This is a genomic window from Halolamina pelagica (assembly GCF_001307315.1).
GTDB classification, from domain to species: Archaea; Halobacteriota; Halobacteria; order Halobacteriales; family Haloferacaceae; genus Halolamina; species Halolamina pelagica_B.
Window position 1 is genome coordinate 1,945,651 of the sequence record NZ_LGUC01000001.1, and the last position, 15,102, is coordinate 1,960,752.

Sequence of the window (15,102 nt, forward strand, 5' to 3'; positions counted from 1 at the left end):
TAACGCGTCCGATTTGCCCGTTACCGTAACGTTATGTGGCGAAGTTCGTTACGCACCCTCATGGTACTCACTAGCGTGCCAGCCGAGGAGTTCGAGGCCCGCATCGAGACCGTCCGCGACGAACTGGCCGCCGAGAACTACGACGCGCTCTGTCTGTTCTCGGGGACGAGCATCGAGTGGCTCTCCGGGTTCCACCATCTCCAGACCGAGCGGCCGGTCTGTCTGGCCGTGACCGCCGACGCCGTCGAAGTGACGGTGCCCCGGCTCGAAGCCGACCGGGCCGAGAGCGACGAGTTCCCGCTGATCGATGAGGTGTACACCTACTTCGACTATCCGGGCGACAACGGCGGCGAGTACTACGTCAACCCGGGTCGGACCCCCGAGGACACCATCGCGCTGATGCTCGACGGGCTGGAGGTCGACACGGTCGCCGCCGACTCGAACGGCGCGCCGGGCTTTTGGGGCTACTCGGGGCCGAACCTCGACGAACTCGCCGACGTGGACGTCGAGACCGTCGAGTGGATCACGGAGATGCGCAAGGAGAAATCCTCTGTCGAGTTCGACCTGATGCGTCACTCCGCGGAGTGGGGGAACCTCGCCCACCGGAAGCTGGCGGAGTACGCCGAGCCCGGGAAACACGAGCTCTGGGTGGCCAAACGGGCGAGCCTCGACGCCTCGATGTCGATGCTCGACGCGCTGGACGACCGGTACGACTCCCACCTCCGTGGCGGGTTCCCGGCCAGCTGTGGGTTCCTCTCCGGGCCGAACACGGCACTCCCCCACGGGCTGACTGAGAACCGCCGACTGGCGGAGGGCGACGTGCTCGTCACTGGCGCCAGCGCCAACGTCGGCGGCTACAAGAGCGAGCTCGAACGGACGATGTTCATGGGCGAGCCGACCGACGAGCAGCGCAACCGCTTCGAGATCATGCTGGAGGCCCAGACCATCGGCATCGAGGAGAGCGGCCCGGGGGTCCCCTGCTCGGCGGTCGATCAGGCCGTTCACGACTACATGCGCGAGCAGGGCGTGCTGGAGTACGCCCAGCACCACACCGGCCACAACCTCGGGATGGAGGCCCACGAGCGGGAGTTCATCGACCGCGGCAGCGACGAGGTGATGCAGCCCGGCCACGCCTACTCCATCGAGCCCGGCATCTACTACCCCGACGATGCCGGCTACCGCCACTCCGACACCATCCTCATCACCGAGGACGGCGTCGAACAGATCACCTACTACCCGCGGGACCTGGAGTCGAACGTCATTCGCTGGTAACTGCGGGCCAACGTCGAGAACGATGGTCACGATCGAACGCGACACCACCGGCGCCCACGTCGACGACTGCCACACGCTCGCCCGCGGCCTCGATCGGGGGTTCAACGAGGCCGGGCTCGACGCGATGGCCGAGACGCTCCCCGAGCAGACGCAGTATCTCGCGTTCGACGGCGGCGAGTTGCTCGGGTTCGCGTCGATCGACGAGCACGGGCCGACGGTCGCGGAGCTGGCGTGGCTCGCAGTCCGGCCGGCGGCGCAGGGCGCCGGCGTCGGGAGTCGACTGCTCGACGGCGTCGCCGACCGACTCGCCGCAGACGGCGTCGAACTGCTCACCGTCAAAACGCTCGCGGCGACGGCCGACAGCGAGCACTACGCCCGCGTGCGGTCGTTCTACGAGGCGGCGGGGTTCCGCCACGTCGAGACGATCGACCCCTACCCCGAGTGGGAGCCGGGCAACCCCTGTGCGATCTACGTCAAGCCGCTCGCCGTGGACTGACTCGGCCGACGACGCTCGGAGTCAGTACTTCATCTGGAAGTCGACGATCGACTCCTCGAACCCCTCGCCCCACTCCGCGGCCATCTCCTCGGGGTCGTCGACGGCCTCGGTGTGCTCGCGAGCGACCTCGTAGGCGTCCCAGAGCCCGTCGATGGGGTCGCCCGGCTGGTCGACCCGCATGTTGTGCGTGAGGTTCGGCTCCGGGGCGTGGACCAGCACCGCCGCGCTGAGGTTGTCGCCGCGCTTGTCGCCGCCCGCGTTCTCGCCGGCAGTCAGCGCGGTCAGGAGGCGTTCGGCCAGCGGGCCGTCGGCGTCGACGAACGCCTCGTGCATCCCGGTGACGACCGCCTCGCCGGCCAGGGTGTTGCCCGCGGCGGTGTGGTCGTCGCCGACGACGTGGCCGGCCCAATCGGTCGCCTTCTCCCCGGTGTAGGCGTACGTTTCGCCGTCGGCCGCGGTGCCGTGAAGCTGCGTGCCGGCGCTGCCGGGGCGGTTGTCCAACACGGCCGCCGCGGCGCTCTCGAGGCTGATGTCGCGGGCCGTCATCTCCAGCAGCGGCTCCCCGTAGTCGGCGCCGGAGTCCCACGCCTGGGTCGACAGCGCCACGTGTTCACTCGCCCACGGGCAGACGGCCCCGACCGACGGGAACACCGACGCGATGGCGACGCCGGTGGCGCCCGTCGACGGGTCGGCGGCGGTGATCGAGAACGTCACGACGCTCCCCCTTCGCGATAATTGAGTGGTACCATACCACGCGGTTCGGTTGGGCCCGTATCACTCTTTGCATCGTGGAAATCGGCGGCAGTGGGCGCTCCGAGTGGGCTGCGGCGTGTCCACCATTCACGCCACCGACGAAGACCGCCACGTTTTACCCCTCACCTCCGGAACGGGCGACATGGATCAACTCCGTCGGTCGCTCCTCGAAGCGCCGATCATCGAGAAAGGCGAGTACCAGTACTTCGTCCACCCGATCAGCGACGGCATTCCGACGCTTCATCCGAGCCTCCTGCGCGAGATCAGCATCAAGATCGCCCGGAAGGTCGAACTCGAAGACGTCGACAAGATCGTCACCCCGGCGGCGATGGGGATCCATATCTCCACGGCGCTCTCGCTGATGAGCGACGTGCCGATCGTGGTCATCCGGAAGCGCGAGTACGGACTCGACGGCGAAGTATCGCTCTCCCAGCAGACCGGCTACTCGGAGTCGGAGATGTTCATCAACGACGTCCAGGAGGGCGACTCGGTGCTGGTGATCGACGACGTGCTCTCGACGGGCGGCACGCTCTCGGCGATCTGTGAGGCGCTCGACGGCATCGGCGCCGAAGTGTCCGACGTGCTCACCGTGATCAAGAAGGCCGGCGAGAACGAACTCGACGGCGAAGTCGACTACAAATCCCTCATCAACGTCCGCGTCGAGGACGGCGAAGTCGTCATCGTCGACGAGGACGGCGACGGGTAATTCAACGAACACGTTTTAGGGCTTCCCCCGTCAGCAGAGGCATGACCAGCGTGCCGTGGCTGCCGGAGCGCCTGAACCGCTGGCTGACCGTCGAGCAGCCGGTGACGTACTGGTCGTTCTGGGCGGCGCTCCTGCGACTGGTGCCACTACTCGTCGTTCCCTTCGTCGTCGTGTTCGTCGCCGTCGGCGGGGGGTTCGCGCTGCGGTCGTTCGCGCCGGTGCCGTTCGTGTTCGTGGCGGCGACGCTGGGCTACGCGGTCAGGGCGTTCGACGAACTCGGCGTGCTGCTCTCGCTGATCGTCGCTGCGGTGTACGGCTTCCTGCTCTGGGCCTCCGGCGTCGGGATGGCGGTGCTCCGACAGCCGACGCCGCTACTCTCCGTACTCGCGGTGCTCGCGTTCGTCGCCCTGGTCGCGGGGTTCAGCGCACCGACGCTCCACGGCCAGCGTGGGGAGGGCGGGCTCGAACGGGCCCGCAGAAAGTGGCAGGAAGAGTGACTACTCCTCGGCCGCCCGGTCGTGGGGATCGTCGGCGTCGGGATCCGTCACGTCGGGGTCGTGGCGGCGGTACCACGACGTAATCTCCTCCAGTCGGTGGATCGCGCGGTCCGGATCGCCGACGTTGTGGTGTTCGTCGCCGTAGACGACGAGCCGACACTCCGCGCCGGCCTGCTGGGCGGCGACGTAGAGCTGTTCGGACTGGGAGGGCGGGCAGCGCCAGTCCTCGCCGCCGGCGGCGACGAGCAACGGCGTCTCCACGTTGCCGATGTCGGTGATCGCCGAGGAGGCGTCGATGGCGTCCTGGTTCTCCCACGGGTAGCCGTACTCGTTCTCCATCCAGATGTGGGAGTCGTCGGTGCCGTAGGCCGAGCGCAGGTCGTAGATCCCGTGTTCCGGGGCCGCGGCGGTGAGCAGGTCTGGGTACTGGGTGACCAGGTAGCCCTGCGCGATCCCGCCGTAGGAGAAGCCGTGGCCGAACACGCGGTCCGGGTCGGTCCAGCCGCGGTCGACGAGATCCTCGATCCCGGCGGCGATGTCGCTGGCTTCGACGGTCCCCCACTGGCCGTGGAGCGTCTCACAGAACTTCCGGCCGAACGAGGAGCCCCCGCGGTAGTTCGGGCGGAAAACGAGATAGCCACGCGAAGTGAACGCCGCGTGGGTGAAGTCGAACACCGGCTCGTCGTAGGAGACGGGGCCGCCGTGGATCGCACACACCGTCGGCGCCGGGTCGGACTCGCCGGGCTCGTACTCCGGCGGGTGATACAGCACGCCGGATATCTCCCAGCCGTCGTTCTCGAAGGTGACGCGCCGAACCTCGGGCATCTCGTACTCCTCGGTCAGGTCAGCGTTCACCGCCGAGAGGCGGGTCAGCGACTCCGGCTCCTCCGCGGCGTCGAGATCGTCGACGGGCAGCGCGTACGGATCGTGCCCCTCGCTGGGGTGGGAGAGCCCCAGCACGGCCGTGTCGCCGTCGATCGAGAACCCCGCGACGGCACGGTCGTCGCCCTGGGCCTCGAACGTTCGCTCCCAGTCGGCGTCGACCGCGTCGCACTCGAGCACCCGGGTTCTGGCTTCGTCGCCGACCAGCGTGTAGAACGTCTCGTCGTCGACCCACTGGAACGACGAGCCCCGGGCGAGCGTGCGGTCGAGGTCGTCCGTGACCGAGACGTGCTCCTCGCCGTCCCAGACGCGGGCCTCCGTCGGGATGCACCAGTTCGTGTCGTCGCCGGCCGAGAACGCGAGCCGCTCGCCGTCGGGCGACCACGTCGGACTGTTGCAGGTCATGTCGCCGTCGGTGATCGCCGTCGCCTCCCCACCCTCCGGCGAGACGGTGAACACGTCGGTGACGAGCGTGCTGTCGGGATCCTCGCCCCGGTAGGAGACGAAGGCGATCCCGTCCTCGCCCCAGTCGGGCTGGAGGCCGCTCAGCCCCTCGAACGCCCCGCGGCCGTAGGCGTCCTCGAGCTTCCGTGCGGACTCGGCGTCCGCGGCGTCGCCGCCACGGACGGCGTCCTCGCCGACGACGAACAGGTAGCTGGTGACGGTGTCGAGGTAGCCGGCGCCGTCGAGTTTGTGCTGGACGCGCTCGGTCTCGACGGGGCCGCCGTCCCGGCGGTTCTCGAGGTACGCCGATTCGGCGTCGGTCGGGTCACGAGCGGTGACGACGAGGCGCTCGCCGTCGGGCGCCCAGTCGAACTCGCGGACGCCCTCCTCGAACGCCGTGAGCTGGGCGGCGTCGCCGCCCAGCGCGAGGTCGAACGTCCAGACCTGCGACTTGGGCTCCTCCTCGCCGTTGGCTCCGTTTCCGCCGTTCTCGCCTTCGTCGTCCTCGTCCTCCTCGTCCTCGCTCTCCCGCCCGACCCGGAGGTCGTTGTCCTCGTCGCGGGCCGCGAGGAAGGCCAGTCGGTCGCCGTCGGGCGACCACTGCGGGCTGCTCGCGCCGGCGACCCGGGTGAGTCGGTGCGGGTCGCGGCTGCCGTCGGTGGGGACGACGAACAGCGAGGCGACCGACTCGTCGGCGTCGGGGTCGTACTCGGTGGTCGTGAACGCCGCCCGCTCCCCGTCCGGGGAGACGGCGACCTCGCCGACCTGTGTGAGGTCGTAGTACGCGTCGAGTGGGAGTTCGCTCATCACCCGCGACGTTAGCCGGCATCGCGAAAAGGGTTCGGCAAGCGGTAGGGCGTGGGACTACTCGGACTCGTCGTCGCTCGGCGGCGCCGACTCACTGGGTGGCGCTTCTTCGTCTGGCGGTGCTTCCTCGCTCGCGTCGCCGCCCCGGATCGAAGGGCGCCCGCCGACGACGAACCGCGTGAACACGAGTCCGAGCCCGATCAGCGGGACGCCGAAGGCGATCAGGTACGGGAGCGCGTAGGCGATCCCGACGACCAGCGCGCGGAGCGCGACGATCGCCCCGTCGACTGACTCGAGGAACGCCGCCACCACACCGGTGTCGTACCAGCGGTCGCCGGCGCTCGGGTCGTCCGGTCGCTCCTCGCGGAGTTCGACGGTGACGGTCGCGTAGGCGACGCGGTTCTCCAGACTCTCGAGGCGGGCCTCGGTGCGTTCGATCTCGCCCTGGACGTCGGAGAGTTCGCGCTGGACCGCGAGCACGTCTTCGGTGTCGTTGGCCTGCTCGTACAGTTCGCGCAGTCGGTCACGCTCGGCGCGGAGGTTCTCCAGTCGAGCCTCCAGGTCGGCGTGCTGTCCGGTCACGTCCTGGACGTTCTCCTCCTCGCGGACGACCGCGCCCTCCGCGCGGACGGCCTCGAGGAACGCCGAGTAGTTCTCCGCGGGGACGCGGTAGGTGAACTCCCCGTCGCGGTAGGTTCGATCGCCCCGCTCGTTGGTGAAGATCTGGGAGTTCCCGACGTAGCCGCCGTGGGTCGAGACAGCCGTCGAGAGGTTCGACCGACTCGCCTCGAACGCGTCGACGCGGACCGTGAGCCGGGCGGTGTAGATCCGCATCCGCTCGCTCGCCGACGCCGCGTCGTCAGCCTTCTCGACCGGCGTCCCGGTCGCCTCCTCGTACTCGGGGTCGTCGCCGTCGAGTGACGCCTGGGTAGCGCCGTCGCCGCCGTTGCCCGCGCCCGTACAGCCCGCGAGCACGAGCAGGAAGGCGAGCCCGACCGCGGCGAGTGCGCGATTCCGTTGCATACCGACCTCTGTGTCCGGGACTGGGTAAAGGGTTGGCTAGCCACAAAGAACCGTTTGACTCATGCCACCGACACCGGCAAAGGGCCCTCGACCGTACAGCCGCTATGGAGCGCCACTACGTCTCGATGGACTGGCGAGACGCGCTGTTCGCCCACTGGCCCGTCGACGCCGCCGTCGTCGAACAGCGGCTGCCACCGGGGGTCACGCCCCGCACCCACGACGGCAGCGCGTGGCTGGGCATCGTCGCGTTCGTGATGGAGGATATCCGGCCGCGTGGCGTCCCGCGGCCGCTGGGGCTCAGTTTCGGCGAAGTGAACCTCCGGACGTACGTCGAGGGGCCGGACGGTGCCGAGGGGATCTACTTCTTCAACCTCGATGCGGCCGACCGGGTCAGCGTCCGGGTCGCGCGGCAGTTCTACCGGCTCCCGTACTACCGCGCGCACATGGCGATCGACCGCACCGGCGCGTACCCGGGCGAGACCGGCCCCTACGAACGCCACGTCGACTTCACCAGCCACCGCGCTCACCAGGGCGAACCGGACGCGTACTTCGACGCCAGCTACGGCCCCGAGGGCGACCGGTTCCTCCCCGAGGCGGGGACGCTGGAACGCTTCCTCGTAGAGAACTACCGGTTCTACCTCGCCGAGGGGGACGTGGATTCGCCGGGCAGCGGCGAGGCCAGGGGGGATGCCGCTGGAGGAGCGACCGACCCGGAGCTGTTCTACGGCGACGTGGCACACCTCCCCTGGGGCCTGTACGAAGCCGATCTCGACCTCCGGTCGACGAACCTCTTCGCCGCCAACGGGTTCGAGCGCCCCGACACCGAGCCGTTGGCCCACTACTCGCCCGGGATCGCCGTCGAGGCCGATCGGATCCGGCGAGTCGACTGACGGCGACGGCAGATTCAGGTGGCTCCGGTTCGGAACGCCTCCATGACCCCCGAGGAACTCCGAGCCGACATCCCCGTCTGTGAATCAGGGACGTACCTCAACACGGGCGCGTCAGGGCCCGCGAGCCAGTCAGTCGTCGACGCCGTCTCCGAGTTCGTCGCCTACCACGAGACCGAGGCGCCGGTGAACGAGGGCGCCTACCCCGCCGCCTTCGGCGCGCTGGACGGCGCTCGCGAGACGTTCGCCGACTTCCTCAACGCCGACACCGAGGAGATCGCACTCACCGAGAGCACCTCCGACGGGATCGCCCGGATCGCGGCCGCGATCGACTGGGAGCGCGGCGACACGGTCGTCCGGACGGATCTGGAGCACAGCGCGGGCATTCTCCCCTGGTGGAACCTCCGGGACCGCGGCGTGGACGTGCGGGTCCTCGAGACCGAAGGCGGCCGTATCGATCTGGACGCGCTGAGCGAGGCCGTCGCCGACGCGCGGCTGCTCTGTCTGAGTTCGATCACCTGGAACTACGGCACGGCGCTCCCGATCGCGGAGATCGTCGAGATCGCCCACGACCACGACTGTCTCGTGCTCGTCGACGCGGTCCAGACGTTCGGCCAGCAGCCCCTCGACGTTCGGGAGTGGGGTGCCGACTTCGTCGTCGGCGCCTGCCACAAGTGGCTCCTCGGCCCCTGGGGCGCGGGCGTGCTCTACGTCGACCGCGAGGTGGCCGAGACGCTCCGGCCGGCACAGGTCGGCTACCGATCTGTCGACGATCCCGGTGCCGACGAGCCGGCGTTCAAACCCGGCGCGATGCGGTTCGACGTCGGCACGACCAGCCCCGCCCCCTACGTCGGCGCCGAAGCCGCGATCGAGATCGTCGAGTCGATCGGCTTCGACACGGTCCAGTCCGAGATCGAGCGCCTGTCCAACCGACTGAAAGTCGGGCTCGGCGATCGGCTCATCTCGCCGAAGGCGTACGAGTCCGGGCTGGTGACGTTCGCCGTCGACGACCCCGAGGCCACGGTCGATCGACTCGCGGAGAAGGATATCTACGTCCGGACGGTGCCCGACCCCGACGCGGTTCGGGCGTCGACCCACGCGTTCAACACGGCCGACGAGGTCGACGAACTCCTGGCGGCGCTCGACTAGCGGAACGTCTGGAACTCCGCCGTCCGGCCGTCCGGATCGGTCGCGAAGAACTGGTAGATGTCGTACGTCTCGTTCTCGTGTGGCTCCTCGTCGGCCGCCTCGCCCACGCGCTCGTGCATCGCGTCGACGGTCGCGGCGTCGTCGTACACGAACGTCAGGATCCCTTCGGTCTCCGTCTCCTCGCCGTCACAGAACCCGAACCGGAACCCCTCGAACGCGAGGATCGTACAGCCCGGCTGTTCGAGCCACGTCTCCGCACCGACGGTGTCGCGGTACCAGTCGACCACCTGCTCGCGGTGCTCGGTTCGGAAGAACACGATACCCCCGGCCGCCTCGGGCGGGCGCTCTGGCTCGGCCATACCTCTCCTGCTCGCGGCGGTCGTATAAATCTCGGCGCTCCCAGCCGCGGCGGGCGACGAGCCCGGCCCGGGAGTTCAGTCCGTCCGCGGCACGGCGTAGGCGCCGACGACGAAGAACACGAGCGAGAGCACTGCCAACACGCCCAGTTGGAACAGCGCGAGCGTCGTGGGGTCCGTCGCGCCGACGACGGGGACCGAACCCTGCTCGTACGTCAGATAGCGGACACCCCGGGCGAAGTAGGTGAGCGGCGAGAGGTTCGTGATCGGGCGGAACCACGACGGGAGCAGGTCGGGCGTGACGAACGTCTCCGAGAGGAACAGCAGCGGCAGCGCCACGGAGTTGCTCGCGGCGATGACGCCGTCCTGGGAGTCCGCGAGCCGGCCGAGGATCGCCCCGAGCCCGCAGAACAGCGCCACCCCAGTGCGACGAAGGGCACCAGCAAGAGGAGGTGGGCGCCGACGGCGATCTGAACGTCGACCAGCGCGACCACGAGCCCGAAGATCAGCAGCGAGGCGGCGCCGATGACGAGCACGTTCACCAGGGTGTGCGCGAACAGCCACTCCCAGCGCCGGAGCGGCGTCGTCGCCAGCTTCTCGAAACGGCTCCCCTCGCGGTGGCGCGCGAACTCGCTTCCCACCCGCGACAGCGGCGTGAACAGCACGACGACGGCGAGATAGCCGGGGAGGTAGTAGCCCGGCGGCTCCGCGAACAGGCCGCCGCCGGTGGGCTGGGTGCCGACGAGCACGCCGAAGATGAGGACGATGATCACCGGGAAGAAGAAGGTGAAAAACACCGCCGTCCGCCGGCGCAGGAACGCCTTCGCGCCCGCCCGGGACTCGCTGGCGATCCGCCCGAGTCGGCTCATCGCTCCACCTCCGCGGGTTCGGCGTCGGGCTGTGGCGCCGATGTCTGCTCACCCGCCGATCCGCTCGCTGGCCCGCCCCGGAACGCTCGGCCCGTGAGTTCGAGGTACACGTCCTCGAGCGTCGGCTCCGTCCACGTGAACGACTCGTACTCGATCCCCGCGGTCGTGAGCGCGTCGACGGCGTCGTCGATCCGTGTCGCGTCGACGCCGTGGAACGTGAGCCGGCCCGCCGAGGCCTCGACCCGGAACTCGGTGTCGGCGAGCCGGTCCGCGCTGGCCTCGGTTCGGACGACCAGCCGCGAGTCGCCGCCGTGTTCGGCGACGAGCGCGCTTGGCGTGCCCTCGGCGATCACCCGGCCGTCCGCGAGCATCGCCACCTGATCGGCGAGTCGCTCGACCTCGTCCATCGAGTGGCTGGTGAGGAAGACGGTGGTGCCCTCGGCCGTGAGATCCTCGATCAGCGTCCAGAGGTCACGCCGGCCCGTGGGGTCGATCCCGGTGGTCGGCTCGTCGAGGAACAACACGTCGGGGTCGTTGACCAGCGTGATCCCGACGCAGGCCCGCCGTTGCTGCCCGCCCGAGAGCTCCTCGTACCACGTGTCCGCCGCGTCGTCGAGGCCGACCTCGGAGAGGACCGAGTCCACGTCACGCGCCTCGTCGTAGAGGTTCGCGTAGTAGCCCAGCAGCTCCCGAACCGTCAGGCGTTCCGGCGGCGAGAACGACTGCGGGAGGAGCCCGATCCGGGCGCGCTCGACGTGCGTCGGCTCCGAGCCCAGCAGCGACACCTCGCCCGTAGAGTCGGTCGTTCCGGTGAGACAGCGCACGAGGGAGGTCTTGCCGGCGCCGTTGGGGCCGATGAGGCCGAACACCGTCCCGGCGGGCACCGACAGCGAGACGTCGTCGACGGCGACGGTGTCGCCGTACTGCTTCGTCACGTTCTCAGCGACGACTGCCGCGTCCATAGTCGAGATGTGCTGCGACGGCGGGTAAAGCGTTCGCTCTCGTCGGCCGGGCGGGCAGGCCGACACGGCCCCGGCGGCCAGCGAGAAGGGCCCGACGGCGGCCGCGACTGCGTCGCGTTCACACCTGCCACCGTGGAAAGAGTTAGGGGCCGAGCGGCCGAACTAGCGGCCGTGACTGACGTAATCGTCGTCGGCGGCGGCCCCGCCGGCCTGAGTGCGGCACTGTTCGCTGAGAAGAACGGGCTCGAGACCACGGTGTTCGACACCGACGAGACGTGGATGCACAAGGCCCACCTGTTCAACTACCCGGGTATCGGGTCACAGGACGGCAGCGTGTACATGGACACCCTCCGGAACCAGGTCGACAACTTCGGCGTCGAGCGCAAGCAGGGCGAGGCGGTCACCGGCGTGGCCGAGAGCGGCGACGGCTTCGGCGTCACGACCGAGGCCGGGGAGTACGAGGCGCCGTACGTCGTGCTCGCGACCGGGGCGAGCCGTGACCTCGCGGAGGAGTTGGGCTGTGCGCTCACCGACGAGGGGGTCGTCGACGCCGACGTGACGATGGAGACCAGCGTCGACGACGCCTACGCGACGGGCGCGATGGTCCGCGCCGAGGAGTGGCAGGCGGTGATCTCCGCGGGCGACGGCGCCGCCGCCGCGCTCAACATCCTGAGCAAGGAGAAGGGCGAACACTTCCACGACTTCGACGTGCCCGCCGACGCCGACTCGGCGTTCGGCGGCATGGTCGACGAGGCGTAAGCGCCCGCCGTCGAGAACGGTTACGGCAAACGGGGTTCTCCCGAGCGGCCGAACGGCTGGCCATGGGCGACGACGCGTGCTACCGGGCGTACTGCCCGGCGTGTGACCGCGAAGTGACCATCGTCGATACGGAGTGCCCGGGGTGTGGGGAGCCGCTCCCGACGGAGTAGCTCGCGTTCCCGGGCGCCGAGCCCCGCGGCCCGTTTTCGGGTCGGTGTATCGGAGGGGTTTTGTAGCGATAGCGGGGAGTGAGAGGTGGACGGCACGGTCAGCAGTCCCTTTCGCCCCGCGTGCTCTGCACGTCGGGTAGGCTGACTGGCCTACCCCGTCCGCTCAACACACTGAGCGACAGCCGTACGCCGTTCTCCGCGTCGTCCCACCAACTACGTGCCCCCGAGTCAGAGATTGACCACGAGCAGCCACGCCTGCCCGACCGCCAGTGACGCGAGCACGAGGTGGGCCAGCAGCTCGAACAGGCGGGCATCGACGCCGACCGCCCCGTCGACGACGAGGCGCGTGGTCCGGAGCGCGACGTACAGCGTGGCCGAGACTGCAGGGATCGCGGTCAGTCCGAGCAGGCGGGGGCCGCGCGTGAGCCTGATCTGCCCGTCGATCCCCACGTGCCAGCCGACGATCATCTGCTCGGGGAGCGCGGGCGCGACGAGGACGCCGGCAGCGACAGTCGCGACGACCAGTCCGAGCGAGGAGAGCTCTGGAAGCATGCGGCGTGCCGGTCTCACGCCTCGCTCACCGCCGTTGTGTCGACCGCCGATCCTCGATCAGCCTGGTCACGCGGCCACGCCGGGGATCTCCAACGTCACCAGCGAGTGACTTGGGACCGTAGCTACCCACGAGTACGAGCGCCAGGAGGCCGAAGCCGCCGACGAGCAGCGCGCTAAACGGGACAGGCAGCGCCGACGGACCGCCGACGACCTGCAGCGGAACGTTCACGCTCGCGTTGAGCGTCCCGTGCATCAGGACTGCTGCGGGCACGCAGCCCCGAGAGCTGTTGTACAGCCACGTGAACAGGACCGAAGCGACGACGACGAACGCTGCGTACCCCGCCGGCGACATGTCGTACACGCCGAAGGCGAACATCGGTGCGTGCCACAACGCCCAGACGGCACCGACGACGACGCTCGCGGACAGCGCGCTGTAGCGCGCCTGCAGATGGGGGAGGGCGAACCCACGCCAGCCGAACTCCTCCTGTCCGCCGCCGAGGAGCGTGGCGAACACCACGTTGATCGCGAAACCGCCGAGTGCGGGCGCGACCCTCGACTCGTCGACGCCGCCAGTCAGTGCGATCATGACGGCGCCCATCGCGACACTGACGCCGATGGGAACCGCCAGCGCGGCAGCGTACCACCGCGGCGAGCGCCGCCAATCGAACGTCGATGCGAGCCAGTCCCGGACTGACTCGCCGCGAAGGCGGATCACGACGGCGGCGGCCGCCAACGGCCCGAACGCACCCGGGATCGCCGCGATTCTGCCCATCGGCCCGTCGACCGCCGAGAGGAGGGGGAGCCACACGCCCCACGAGAGAGCGAGCGTGAGTCCGAAGTACGTTACCGCCGGATACCGATCGACTGCGTCGAGTGAGCGGGACACCATCGGTACACCCGGCTTCGAGGCGGCGCTCCATAGACCCGGAGCCAGCGCTTCAGCCGCTGAAGCGTTCGATAGCTCTTTAGGTACTTTCGGCGACAACTGGGCCACAGTGAGTGAGGTGGAGATCGAAGCCGTCGCGGGGGTGCTGGAGGACGAGACAGCCCGGGCTATCCTCACTCGGACGAGTCGAGAACCCATGTCCGCAAGCGAACTCGAACAACGGTGTGACGCGTCGGGGCCCACCATCTACCGCCGGCTGGAGCGGCTCCGGGAGCACAACCTGATCGAAGAACAGACCCGGCCGGATCCGGTGGACGGACACCACAAACAGGTGTACGCGCCGAACCTTCGGCGCGTGACCGTCGAGCTCGTCGACGGCGAACTCCGGCTCGAAATCGACCGCCGGGAGGACATGTCCGACCGGTTCACCCGACTGATCGAGGGGATCTGAGATGCTCGGACTACTCCAGATCGGCGAGACGCTCCGTCCGTTCCTGCAGGCCTACGAGCTGGTCGGCGCGGCGCTGGGTCTGTTCATCGCCTACCTCGCCTACCGTGGCTACCGACGCAACGACAGCCGACCGATGCTGTATCTGGCGATCGGTTTCGGCATCATCCTCGGTCTCCCCCTCCCGGTCGTGGCGGTTTCGCTCCTGTTCCCGTCGCTCCCGGCGCCGGTCGTGCAGACAGTCATCCAGACGCTCGAAATCGGGGGGCTGCTCTGCATCATCTACGCGCTCCGGATGGAGCCGTAGCCTCCAATCAGCCTTAGAGGTTGCTCGCGCCGGCACCGCCCTCGATGGGCAGCGCGACGCCGTTGATGTAGGAGGACTTCGGCGAGGAGAGGAACGCGACGGCGTCGCCCAGCTCCATCGGGTCGCCGATGCGCTCGACGGGGATGCCGTCGCCCCAGTCGGCTAGCCCCTCCTCGTAGTTCTCGTAGTCGCCGCGGTCGACGGCCTGCTCGACCAGATCCTCGATCCGGGAGGTCTCGTGGGGGCCCGGCAGCACCGCGTTCGAGCGGACCTCGGGCGCGAGCTCCCTCGAGAGCGTCTTCTCGAGGCCGATCACGGCCATCCGGACGGAGTTCGACAGCACCAGCGAGTCGATGGCCTCCTTCACCGAGCGGGAGGTGACGAACGTCATCGTCCCCTGATCGGACTCCTTGAGGTGCGGGGCGGCGGCTCGAACCGTCCGGACCGCGCTCATCACCAGCAGGTCGAACGCCTGGTACCAGTCCTCGTCGTCGGTGTCCATGAACGCCCCGCTGGGCGGGCCGCCGGCGCTGGTGACCAGCGTGTCGATGCCGCCGAACTCCTCGACGGTGCGCTCGACGAGATGCTCGATGTCGGCTTTCTCGGTCAGATCGCCCTGGACGCCGACGACCTCGCCGTCGCCGACGGCGTCGATCTCGTCGACGGCCTCGGCGAGTCGCTCCTCGTCGCGGCCGTTGACGACGACGTTCGCGCCCTCGCGGGCCAGCGCCGTCGCCGACGCCTTGCCGAGGCCGCTGCTCGATGCCGTCACTAGCGCACTCGTGCCGTCGAGTTCGAGATCCATACCCGACCGTTGCCCCGTGAACCCTTAAAGCCGATTCGCTCCGGAAACGTCTGGGGGGTTTCTCGAGGCTTT

At 69.2% G+C, this 15,102-nt stretch carries 17 protein-coding genes and 1 pseudogene; 9 read left to right on the forward strand and 9 right to left on the reverse strand.

Translation table 11 applies throughout. From position 1 onward, the window contains the following. The first annotated feature begins 60 nt into the window (after nucleotides 1-60). Nucleotides 61-1,272, forward strand: coding sequence for a M24 family metallopeptidase (locus SY89_RS10095; protein ID WP_054584120.1), 1,212 nt, complete (start codon nucleotides 61-63; stop codon nucleotides 1,270-1,272). 22 nt (nucleotides 1,273-1,294) lie between these two features. After that, nucleotides 1,295-1,768 (forward strand): GNAT family N-acetyltransferase, encoded by a 474-nt coding sequence (locus tag SY89_RS10100; protein WP_054584121.1) that lies wholly within the window; start codon nucleotides 1,295-1,297, stop codon nucleotides 1,766-1,768. Nucleotides 1,769-1,789: 21 nt separating this feature from the next. On the opposite strand, the gene SY89_RS10105 is transcribed toward SY89_RS10100, so the two are convergent. Beyond that, nucleotides 1,790-2,482 carry a DUF1028 domain-containing protein gene (locus SY89_RS10105; RefSeq protein WP_054584122.1) on the reverse strand — a complete coding sequence of 231 codons (693 nt, stop codon included), beginning with the start codon at nucleotides 2,480-2,482 and terminating at the stop codon, nucleotides 1,790-1,792. A gap of 181 nt (nucleotides 2,483-2,663) precedes the next feature. Here SY89_RS10105 and hpt point away from each other — a divergent pair, with 181 nt between their 5' ends. Together hpt and SY89_RS10115 are read left to right on the forward strand one after the other, a co-directional pair. Continuing rightward, the gene (hpt, locus tag SY89_RS10110) at nucleotides 2,664-3,227 is read left to right on the forward strand and encodes a hypoxanthine/guanine phosphoribosyltransferase (protein WP_054584123.1); all 564 of its coding nucleotides are present in this window, start codon (nucleotides 2,664-2,666) and stop codon (nucleotides 3,225-3,227) included. Between the two features lie 41 nt (nucleotides 3,228-3,268). Beyond that, nucleotides 3,269-3,724 (forward strand): hypothetical protein, encoded by a 456-nt coding sequence (locus tag SY89_RS10115; RefSeq protein WP_054584124.1) that lies wholly within the window; start codon nucleotides 3,269-3,271, stop codon nucleotides 3,722-3,724. On the opposite strand, the gene SY89_RS10120 is transcribed toward SY89_RS10115, so the two are convergent. Both SY89_RS10120 and SY89_RS10125 read right to left on the reverse strand, forming a co-directional pair. Further along, a complete protein-coding gene (locus SY89_RS10120) occupies nucleotides 3,725-5,857 on the reverse strand; it encodes a S9 family peptidase (protein WP_054584125.1) in 2,133 nt (710 codons plus the stop codon). A 57-nt stretch (nucleotides 5,858-5,914) separates the two neighbouring features. Further along, complete coding sequence (locus SY89_RS10125) at nucleotides 5,915-6,880, reverse strand: DUF4349 domain-containing protein (RefSeq protein WP_080506668.1); 966 nt, start codon at nucleotides 6,878-6,880, stop codon at nucleotides 5,915-5,917. Nucleotides 6,881-6,984: 104 nt separating this feature from the next. Here SY89_RS10125 and SY89_RS10130 point away from each other — a divergent pair, with 104 nt between their 5' ends. Both SY89_RS10130 and SY89_RS10135 read left to right on the forward strand, forming a co-directional pair. Further along, nucleotides 6,985-7,770 (forward strand): YqjF family protein, encoded by a 786-nt coding sequence (locus SY89_RS10130; RefSeq protein WP_054584126.1) that lies wholly within the window; start codon nucleotides 6,985-6,987, stop codon nucleotides 7,768-7,770. Between the two features lie 42 nt (nucleotides 7,771-7,812). Continuing rightward, a complete protein-coding gene (locus SY89_RS10135; RefSeq protein ID WP_054584127.1) occupies nucleotides 7,813-8,916 on the forward strand; it encodes an aminotransferase class V-fold PLP-dependent enzyme in 1,104 nt (367 codons plus the stop codon). Here the strand turns inward: SY89_RS10135 and SY89_RS10140 are convergent. From SY89_RS10140 to SY89_RS10150, 3 genes and pseudogenes are all read right to left on the reverse strand, one after another. Then, a complete protein-coding gene (locus tag SY89_RS10140) occupies nucleotides 8,913-9,275 on the reverse strand; it encodes a VOC family protein (protein ID WP_054584128.1) in 363 nt (120 codons plus the stop codon). The two genes, SY89_RS10135 and SY89_RS10140, sit on opposite strands and share 4 nt — an antisense overlap. 75 nt (nucleotides 9,276-9,350) lie before the next feature. Continuing rightward, a pseudogene (locus tag SY89_RS10145) lies at nucleotides 9,351-10,141 on the reverse strand (ABC transporter permease). Then, the gene (locus tag SY89_RS10150) at nucleotides 10,138-11,103 is read right to left on the reverse strand and encodes an ABC transporter ATP-binding protein (RefSeq protein WP_054584129.1); all 966 of its coding nucleotides are present in this window, start codon (nucleotides 11,101-11,103) and stop codon (nucleotides 10,138-10,140) included. The pseudogene SY89_RS10145 and the gene SY89_RS10150 overlap by 4 nt, the downstream one beginning before the upstream one ends. 171 nt (nucleotides 11,104-11,274) lie before the next feature. Here SY89_RS10150 and SY89_RS10155 point away from each other — a divergent pair, with 171 nt between their 5' ends. Beyond that, on the forward strand, nucleotides 11,275-11,862 hold the full coding sequence (locus SY89_RS10155; protein WP_054584130.1) for an NAD(P)/FAD-dependent oxidoreductase: 588 nt from the start codon (nucleotides 11,275-11,277) through the stop codon (nucleotides 11,860-11,862). Between the two features lie 398 nt (nucleotides 11,863-12,260). On the opposite strand, the gene SY89_RS10160 is transcribed toward SY89_RS10155, so the two are convergent. Together SY89_RS10160 and SY89_RS17275 are read right to left on the reverse strand one after the other, a co-directional pair. After that, on the reverse strand, nucleotides 12,261-12,584 hold the full coding sequence (locus SY89_RS10160; protein WP_054584131.1) for a hypothetical protein: 324 nt from the start codon (nucleotides 12,582-12,584) through the stop codon (nucleotides 12,261-12,263). A 25-nt stretch (nucleotides 12,585-12,609) separates the two neighbouring features. Next, a complete protein-coding gene (locus SY89_RS17275; RefSeq protein WP_054584132.1) occupies nucleotides 12,610-13,473 on the reverse strand; it encodes a type II CAAX endopeptidase family protein in 864 nt (287 codons plus the stop codon). A gap of 106 nt (nucleotides 13,474-13,579) precedes the next feature. On the opposite strand from SY89_RS17275, the gene SY89_RS18535 reads away from it, so the two are divergent. Continuing rightward, the gene (locus tag SY89_RS18535) at nucleotides 13,580-13,921 is read left to right on the forward strand and encodes an ArsR/SmtB family transcription factor (protein ID WP_054584133.1); all 342 of its coding nucleotides are present in this window, start codon (nucleotides 13,580-13,582) and stop codon (nucleotides 13,919-13,921) included. Between the two features lies 1 nt (nucleotide 13,922). Beyond that, entirely contained in the window at nucleotides 13,923-14,225 is a 303-nt protein-coding gene (locus SY89_RS10175) for a DUF7521 family protein (protein WP_054584134.1), read from the forward strand. Nucleotides 14,226-14,238: 13 nt separating this feature from the next. On the opposite strand, the gene SY89_RS10180 is transcribed toward SY89_RS10175, so the two are convergent. Beyond that, nucleotides 14,239-15,030, reverse strand: coding sequence for an SDR family oxidoreductase (locus SY89_RS10180; protein WP_054584135.1), 792 nt, complete (start codon nucleotides 15,028-15,030; stop codon nucleotides 14,239-14,241). Between the last annotated feature and the right edge of the window lie 72 nt (nucleotides 15,031-15,102).

Excerpts from the sequence above, each read along its gene's own strand:
- SY89_RS10095 (WP_054584120.1), top strand. The coding sequence starts at position 61 with ATGGTACTCACTAGCGTGCCAGCCGAGGAGTTCGAGGCCCGCATCGAG.
- SY89_RS10100 (WP_054584121.1), top strand. The coding sequence starts at position 1,295 with ATGGTCACGATCGAACGCGACACCACCGGCGCCCACGTCGACGACTGC.
- hpt (WP_054584123.1), top strand. The coding sequence starts at position 2,664 with ATGGATCAACTCCGTCGGTCGCTCCTCGAAGCGCCGATCATCGAGAAA.
- SY89_RS10115 (WP_054584124.1), top strand. The coding sequence starts at position 3,269 with ATGACCAGCGTGCCGTGGCTGCCGGAGCGCCTGAACCGCTGGCTGACC.
- SY89_RS10120 (WP_054584125.1), bottom strand. The coding sequence starts at position 5,857 with ATGAGCGAACTCCCACTCGACGCGTACTACGACCTCACACAGGTCGGC.
- SY89_RS10125 (WP_080506668.1), bottom strand. The coding sequence starts at position 6,880 with ATGCAACGGAATCGCGCACTCGCCGCGGTCGGGCTCGCCTTCCTGCTC.
- SY89_RS10130 (WP_054584126.1), top strand. The coding sequence starts at position 6,985 with ATGGAGCGCCACTACGTCTCGATGGACTGGCGAGACGCGCTGTTCGCC.
- SY89_RS10135 (WP_054584127.1), top strand. The coding sequence starts at position 7,813 with ATGACCCCCGAGGAACTCCGAGCCGACATCCCCGTCTGTGAATCAGGG.
- SY89_RS10140 (WP_054584128.1), bottom strand. The coding sequence starts at position 9,275 with ATGGCCGAGCCAGAGCGCCCGCCCGAGGCGGCCGGGGGTATCGTGTTC.
- SY89_RS10150 (WP_054584129.1), bottom strand. The coding sequence starts at position 11,103 with ATGGACGCGGCAGTCGTCGCTGAGAACGTGACGAAGCAGTACGGCGAC.
- SY89_RS10160 (WP_054584131.1), bottom strand. The coding sequence starts at position 12,584 with ATGCTTCCAGAGCTCTCCTCGCTCGGACTGGTCGTCGCGACTGTCGCT.
- SY89_RS17275 (WP_054584132.1), bottom strand. The coding sequence starts at position 13,473 with ATGGTGTCCCGCTCACTCGACGCAGTCGATCGGTATCCGGCGGTAACG.
- SY89_RS10175 (WP_054584134.1), top strand. The coding sequence starts at position 13,923 with ATGCTCGGACTACTCCAGATCGGCGAGACGCTCCGTCCGTTCCTGCAG.
- SY89_RS10180 (WP_054584135.1), bottom strand. The coding sequence starts at position 15,030 with ATGGATCTCGAACTCGACGGCACGAGTGCGCTAGTGACGGCATCGAGC.